Here is a 7,172-nt window from a genome sequence, read left to right as displayed (position 1 = left end):
AATGGCTTGCTGATTCACCAAGGAAACGAAAGCGTCAGATGGCAACTCTGGGGATGTTAGGTTAACGCTTATGGGGCTTTGCCCTGCACCCACCAGGAGGAGATAATCTCCTCCTGGACCTCCATAATAATTTTCTGCTTTTGAAATGCGATTGCCCTGCCTGTTCTATGGTCTTCTATTTACAAAGAGGGTGTGATACTGGCAGAATAGATCTGGAGGGTCGAGTGGCAATAGGACTTCGACCGCTCTGGTTTTGTGATAATGGAATATTGAGCACACCCGACAGGACTCTTATGAGCAAATCCGCTGATCCCATTATCGAACTACACGGCCACTTGTTGCAGAATATTTTTCACGGCATCAATCAAGCCGAACATAATTTTCTCTCCGAGATGAGCAGTCGGACCGATTTTTTTTCCACGCTGCAGGTCCGCTTGTACCAACTGTTTGTTGTCATTGTGCGTTTTCTCTTATCCATCCTCCAGACCATCTCTTTGCTCAAAACCCTCTTTGGCATACGCGATGATGCCACGCTGCGCTTTTTCAAGGATCATGTGGAACTCCATATCCAACCAATGCGCTTTTGGAGCGCTGCTGAAGGCGTTGAACATGTCGAATTAAGCTGGCAACATACTGGAATACAAGGAAAAAGAAGAACTTTTTTATTTTTATTCAAAAGGTGCCACCTCTATTTTTCCCAGGATAAAGAGGCTGCACGCATTGTTGATTTGGGACCAATGCCGGAAGCGGCATTCCAAGAGTTGCTGAATCGACTGCAAGCCTTTGCCGCCTCTGCAACTATTCGCCGGCAGATTACTGCCAATCCCTATCGCTTTCAGGCTGAGGGAATGCAACGCTTGGCTGTGGCAGTCGCACTCGTGCTGCTCTCCCTTACAACAGCGACTATTGCTATGGTCTATGCTCCACAACTGTGGAATATGCTCCATCCGGCCAAGACGGACACTACAGAAACTGTTTCTGTTACGGCGCAAACTGGGGATAGTGCGCCAACCGCTGCGGAAAATAGCAGCGGACTGGCCGATGATCTATCCTTTTTGGCCGACAAAGAGACAAAATATCGCGAGATGCTCAAGCTGGATCCCAACAATGCCGAAGCCCGACAGGGATTGGCACTATTGGCTGAACAATATGTCAGCTTGGCACGTAAGGCGGTTAAAGAGAGACAGTTGGAACGGGCCGAAGAGTTGGCAGCTCGTGCTGAGGCCATCAATCCGGATCTTGCTTCCCTTGCCGCAGTCAAAGAGAAGATTCGCCTGCTGCGGGAAGAGCTGCAACCGGAAAAAACTGTAGCTGCAACGGCCTGGAGTGAAAACAAAGGCAAAAGTCAGACCGCAGCAAACAAGGAGATGAGCAACAGATTCAGCTTTTTGGTTGATAATGGCAATGGAACACTCACCGACACTCGTGCAGGTTTGATTGTCGCCAAATATGGCTGCCTGGATCAAGATCCTTGGCCACAATCGATAGCCATGGTCAGTCGTTTGGGTGATGGGCAGTGTGGTTTGGCAGATGAATCGCAGCCGGGAGATTGGCGTTTACCCAGCAAAGAGGAGTTGCCGCGTCTGCTGGAGTGGGAAAAGAGTGGACTGTTTTCGGTGGGCCGTGGGCGCAGTTATTGGTCGGAAACTCTGCATTTTGCGGATGAATCGATGGTATGGTATGTGGATGTGAAGAGTGGCTATGTCGATTATGGGGCCAAGCAACAGAGTCGACATCATGTTTGGCCGGTGCGCAGTATAAACAAACGCCCGGAATAGCGATTTCGGGTTGGAAAAGCGCAGGTAATTGGTAATTAGGGAGGTGGAACGTGGCTGTCTTGGTAAATGTATCTCCTTCAGATAAGTTGTTGCAGTATCGAGCGATTGTTCGCGTGGTCTCCAAAAGCCATGGGGGGGTAATGCCCAATCAAGTCCGGCAGATTCTCCAGCAAGAGGCGGAGGCGATGGATTTGGACCCGTTGGATGTACGGCGCATCCTGGGAATGTACAGTTTTTCGCAAGAATCATGGGATCGCTGGGTTTCGGTAGGCGAAGGAAAATTTCCGCGTTGGAAGGTGATGCAAAACCAACCTGAATTGGGTACCTATTGGCGGGATTTACGGACCAATATGGAGTTTGTCTGGGTGCCTGGCGGTGAATATGAGATGGGCAATCTGTTTGCCGGTGGTTTTGGCAACGAAAAGCCGGTGCATGAAGTCTCTTTGAATGGATTTTGGTTGGGGCGTTTTCCGGTGATCCAGGAAGAGTGGATTGCTTTGATGGGAGAAAATCCACCGGCCTATCGGGAGGGAGAGCGTTTACCGGTGGAACAGGTCTCCTGGGAAGATGCCCAAGCCTTTATCGATAGGTTGAATGAGGAAGAAGAGGGGCGGTTTCGTCTACCCACAGAAGCCGAATGGGAGTATGCGGCGCGCAGCGGTGGCAAAAAGGAGGAGTATGCTGGCGGCAAAGAGGTTAACGAGGTTGCCTGGCACAGCCAAAACAGCGCCGGCTCTTCGCATCCGGTCGGTGGCAAAGAGCCCAATGGCCTGGGTTTGTACGACATGAGTGGCAATGTTTTGGAATGGTGCTCCGATTGGTTTGACGAAGAGTATTATAAAAAAATACCGGCGGCCAATCCGAAAGGACCAGCAAAAGGAACCTATAGAGTGTTACGTGGTGGCAGTTGGGACAGCGCTCCCAATTATGTACGCACCTCGGCACGCAACTATTGGGAACCAGACAACCGGGATTTTTATACGGGATTCAGAGTGGTACGCAACAGCGCTTAATCGAGCACATCGATCCATTCCTCTGCAAGCAGCACTTGCGGTTGCGAATGGCAAAGGTTAGCCTAACCGGCAACATGAATGGTGGAGCGCTCTGTTGCCGGTAAGTTGCAAGAGTATGCGCATGGCTTTTTTTGGATGGTGGGCTGATATGCTATGAAGAGCACAATCCTGTTGGTTGATGATGAGGAAGCCAATCTGGAGCTTCTCAATGGGTTGCTGAAAGATGAATATGCGCTCTTGAGCGCCAAGAATGGACCAAAAGCGATTGCCTTGGCGGCACAAAAACCCGACCTGATTCTCTTGGACATCATGATGCCTGGGATGGATGGTTACGAGGTCTGCCGCCGTCTGAAAGCCAAAGAGGAAACCAAAGATATTCCGATCATCTTCATTGCTTCAAAACGGGAGATGACTGATGAGATAGATGGTTTGCAGTTGGGCGCTGCCGATTATATTGCCAAACCGATTACTCCGTTGGAGGTAAAAGCAAGGGTCAAAGCCTATATAGCCCTGCGCGGTAAAGACAAACCGGATGATCAGCTCGGCGGTTGTCCCACCTGTCGCAAAGTGATCCAGCAGTTGGAAGATATGGTGCGTGCCAGCGATGGATTATTAAAAGAGGCTGCCATCAGTGCTGAACAAAAAAAGGGGCTGTTGACGATTCGCAATCACAGTTTTCATGCCCTCAGCCTGGTCCATCTCTCTTTGCAAACGACCGCACTGGAACAGGGAAAATATACCCTGAAAAACAGCACTGTTGATCTGCTTTCCTTGTTGCACACCCTGCGCAATCAGTTGGAAAACGAGATGCGCAATAAAAAATTGACCCTAAAAATTCAATTACAAAATCAGGAAGATGTAGAAAAAAACAGCTTCATGGTGCGTGGCGATAAGCTGTTGACCTATGCCCTGCTGGCCAATTTGCTGGAACGCTCTGTGGCTGCCTCGCCATCCGGACAAGTCATCTCGATTCTCATGGAAGAGTCGGGAAAAAATGCAATTGTACGTTTAACAGACATGGGGTGTGTGGCTGCCGATATTCGCGAACGTTTTTTCGACAAAGAGGTGATGGTCGCCTATCACTCCAAATTGATCACGGAAGCGCAAGGGGGGCGCATCCGCATGCGTACTGATGAGAGCAAGGGAACGGAAATTGTCTTTTCCATCCCTAGAGGAGAGGGTGCGGGCCAGTGAAAACTGCCCACTGCTCAGTTGATTCTTGCTTGAAACGAACAGCCAAGCCGTTGCGGAAGCTCTTATGAACAAAGATAAAATTCTCGTTGTAGACGATGAGCAACTGATTTTCGACTCGATCGACGACACCCTTGGTGACGATTATCAGCTCTTTCATGCCCAAAATGGCGAAATCGGCTTACAGATGTTGCAGGAGGTAAAACCGATTTTGGTGATTTTGGATATCCGCATGCCCGTTATGGATGGGTTTCAGTTTTTGCAACGGGTAGGGGTAGCTACAGATGATCCCTATGCGATCATTGTGTTATCGGGGCACGCCGCAGGTGCCGATATTGGCGCCTGTTATGACATGGGTGTCACCGCCTTTTTGCGTAAGCCCTTCAATGTCTTTGAGCTGAAAGGGCTGGCCAAACAGTGTATTGCCGCAAAAAAACAGTATCAGGCATTGTTGCAAGAGCGACAAACGCTCCGGGCATTCTTTGATTATTCCATGGATATGATTGCCGTGGTCGATCGAGAGTTCAAGTTTGTGGATATCAACCCGGCAGCGGAACTGCTCTTTGGCTATGATAAAACGCTGTTGCAAGGCATGCCCTTGCGTGAGTTGTTGCCGATTGCAGAGCAATATAGCTCAGTAGAACAATTTTTGACCACCGCCAACGCCTTCCCTGACCAGTTGACCATTCAACCAAAAGGCATGGAGGCGGTTCAAGTGGCCTTAAGGCTGGCTATTTTGCATGATGCAGCAGGTAATCCGGTCGAAGGAGAGCTGAATGAAAACCAACAGCTTGTGTGGCACACAGCAAGCCTCTTATTGACTCGCCCTTCGTAAGGGCCATTGTAACTATTCACCACACAAAACAACTGCGGGTCCAGGAAGGGCACCTCCCTGGCCGGGTCCAGGGATGGAATCCCTTGGATTTTGCTTGTAATCTTTTGCCTTTGGCGCGCTTTACACATGAAGCAGACGCGCCTTTTGCGTCGGCTTAAGCGCCTAATGGAAGCGAGCTGTGCGAATTGGCGCGCATTTTTGCGCCAATTCGCACAGCATCCCCACGGGGGCAGAGCTGGCGAGCCAGCACGAATCTGAATAGTTTAGTCCACCGGCATAGCCGGTGGCTTGCCTGTTGGAGTTACGGGCCATTTTCCTCTTTTCTGCGGGTATGCCGTTGCCAGTGCTTACTTGCTCAGATCTGCGCCACTGTGGTCATTGTACCAAACTATTGAATTTGCTTACAAAGGTCCACTCTGTTCCGGCAAAAAAATGCCGCAATGGGAGACCGCTCTTGCCTCACCGCACACTCTATTCACAATCAGGACATTGCTGCGCCATGAGATCTTTCATTCGCTTTCTCGCTCTGTGGATTGGCTTGCTGATGCTCGGCAACTCGGCGGAGGCATCACGCTTGGTACGGGTCGGAGTCTATCAAAATCCCCCTGGAGTTGCCATCACCGAGCAAGGCAAAGTGCAAGGCTTCTATATCGATATTCTGGAAGAAGCAGCCTCCGCTGAAGGATGGCAGCTACAATATGTACCGGGCAACTGGGCAGATAATCTGGCCCGCCTGGAGAGCGCTGAGATAGATCTTCTGGTCGCCATTGCCCATACCCAGGAGCGCAGCAAAAAATATCAATTTACCCGTGAGACTGTTTTTTCCAACTGGGGACAGGTCTATACCCGCAACTCGGAAATTCAATCGATATTGCATCTGGAAAAACGCAAAGTGGCTGGTATGCGCAACGACATCTATACCATTCGCTTTGTGGAGTTGATGAACAGCTTTAATATTCCTTTTACGCTGGTTGAAACCGATGAATATCGGGATATATTCAAGCAGATAGCGGATGGAAGCGTCGAGGCAGGGGTGATTTCACGCGCCAATGCCAAGGCGATGGAGTCGGATTATGATCTGTTTCGCTCACCGATTGTCTGCTGTCCGATGGAGATTCGTTATGCAACCTTGAAGGGGCGCAACAGTGACATTCTGGAAGGATTGGATAAAGAGATCGGCGTGATGCGCAAAGAGAAGGATTCTCTCTATTATCGCTCCTTGGAACGGTGGTTTGGTGGCGAAAACAAACGAGAATTTCCAGGCTGGTTGATGTGGGCATTGGCAATCATTACTGGTGCGGCCATTTTGCTGGCAGTGGGCTTGTTTATTCTCCGACGCCAGGCACGTCTGATTGAAATGAAGCTGGAGCAATCCTATGCCGACAAACGTGAGATGGAGGTAAAAATGTTGGCAGCCTCCAAGTTGGCAACCATTGGCGAAGTTGCCACCGGGGTGGCGCATGAATTAAACCAACCTTTGACCTATATCAGCACCTTCACGCAAAATATGGAGGTTGCTCTGCAAAACAACAGCCTGGATCTGGAACGAATCAAAAAACGGATCGGCACCGTCAACGAACAGTTTCGGCGCATTGATGAGATTATTCGCCATTTGCAAACCTTTGGCCGCAAAGATGAAACCATCGGTGGCAACAGCATGCAATCGATTCACTTGTCGGAGGTGGTCAACAAGACGCTGTTGTTTTTGGGCGAGCGGATTCGCTTACGCAACATCACCTTGGAAAAAAATTTTGCTGATGATGTTCCCGCCATCGCCGGCAATATGACCCGCTTGGAACAAATTTTTATTAATTTTTTCCAGAATGCGATTCATGCGTTGGCCAACCGGGATGAAGCAACTATTACTATTACAATCAAATATCTACCAGAAAATCAAAAGGTGCAGGTGCAGTTTACCGATAACGGCATGGGCATGGAACCAGAGGTGCGCAAAAAGATCTTTGAACCCTTTTTCACCACCAAGGGCATCGGCGAAGGAACGGGATTAGGTTTATCGATTGTCTATGGTATTGTGCAAGAGCATGGTGGATCGATCACCTGTATCTCCGAACCTGGGATTGGTACCACCTTCGCCTTGCTGTTTCCTGCCAAGATCGAGCCATAGCTTGTGGCTAGGCTACTCTTCATCCAGGCTGGTCTGGTCTTTATAACGCCAACTCTTGCTGGATCGTAACTATCCACCACCAAAAACTATTGCGGGTCCAGGGAGGGCACAGGGCAATCGCATTTGCCAATTTCCTCACTGTTGCCACAAGCAAAACTGTGCATGTCGGGCATCCGCCCTCCCAAAGAGTGCCCCTTCGGGGCACAAATCTGTGCGGCGTGCGCGAATGC

At 49.8% G+C, this 7,172-nt stretch carries 5 protein-coding genes; all 5 read left to right on the top strand.

Features of this window, described 5'->3' with window-relative positions:
• Positions 1 to 293: 293 nt before the first annotated feature.
• The 5 genes from EJP87_RS12070 (at position 294) to EJP87_RS12050 (ending at position 6,942) form a co-directional block, all read left to right on the top strand.
• Positions 294 to 1,778, top strand: coding sequence for an Lcl C-terminal domain-containing protein (locus tag EJP87_RS12070; RefSeq protein WP_193771339.1), 1,485 nt, complete (start codon positions 294 to 296; stop codon positions 1,776 to 1,778).
• Positions 1,779 to 1,828: 50 nt separating this feature from the next.
• On the top strand, positions 1,829 to 2,791 hold the full coding sequence (locus EJP87_RS12065) for a formylglycine-generating enzyme family protein (RefSeq protein ID WP_227657607.1): 963 nt from the start codon (positions 1,829 to 1,831) through the stop codon (positions 2,789 to 2,791).
• 153 nt (positions 2,792 to 2,944) lie between these two features.
• Positions 2,945 to 3,985, top strand: a complete 1,041-nt coding sequence (locus EJP87_RS12060; RefSeq protein WP_130472128.1) for a hybrid sensor histidine kinase/response regulator — start codon at positions 2,945 to 2,947, stop codon at positions 3,983 to 3,985.
• A gap of 64 nt (positions 3,986 to 4,049) precedes the next feature.
• Complete coding sequence (locus EJP87_RS12055; protein WP_130472127.1) at positions 4,050 to 4,817, top strand: ATP-binding response regulator; 768 nt, start codon at positions 4,050 to 4,052, stop codon at positions 4,815 to 4,817.
• Between the two features lie 499 nt (positions 4,818 to 5,316).
• Positions 5,317 to 6,942 carry an ATP-binding protein gene (locus EJP87_RS12050; protein WP_193771338.1) on the top strand — a complete coding sequence of 542 codons (1,626 nt, stop codon included), beginning with the start codon at positions 5,317 to 5,319 and terminating at the stop codon, positions 6,940 to 6,942.
• Positions 6,943 to 7,172 lie beyond the last annotated feature (230 nt).

This window comes from Candidatus Magnetaquicoccus inordinatus, assembly GCF_004217665.1.
GTDB classification, from domain to species: domain Bacteria; phylum Pseudomonadota; class Magnetococcia; order Magnetococcales; family Magnetaquicoccaceae; genus Magnetaquicoccus; species Magnetaquicoccus inordinatus.
This window is presented reverse-complemented; position numbering and strand designations above follow the sequence as displayed.

What these genes read in the sequence shown, in the direction of transcription:
- EJP87_RS12070 (WP_193771339.1), top strand. Translation starts at nt 294, where the DNA reads ATGAGCAAATCCGCTGATCCCATTATCGAACTACACGGCCACTTGTTG.
- EJP87_RS12060 (WP_130472128.1), top strand. Translation starts at nt 2,945, where the DNA reads ATGAAGAGCACAATCCTGTTGGTTGATGATGAGGAAGCCAATCTGGAG.
- EJP87_RS12055 (WP_130472127.1), top strand. Translation starts at nt 4,050, where the DNA reads ATGAACAAAGATAAAATTCTCGTTGTAGACGATGAGCAACTGATTTTC.
- EJP87_RS12050 (WP_193771338.1), top strand. Translation starts at nt 5,317, where the DNA reads ATGAGATCTTTCATTCGCTTTCTCGCTCTGTGGATTGGCTTGCTGATG.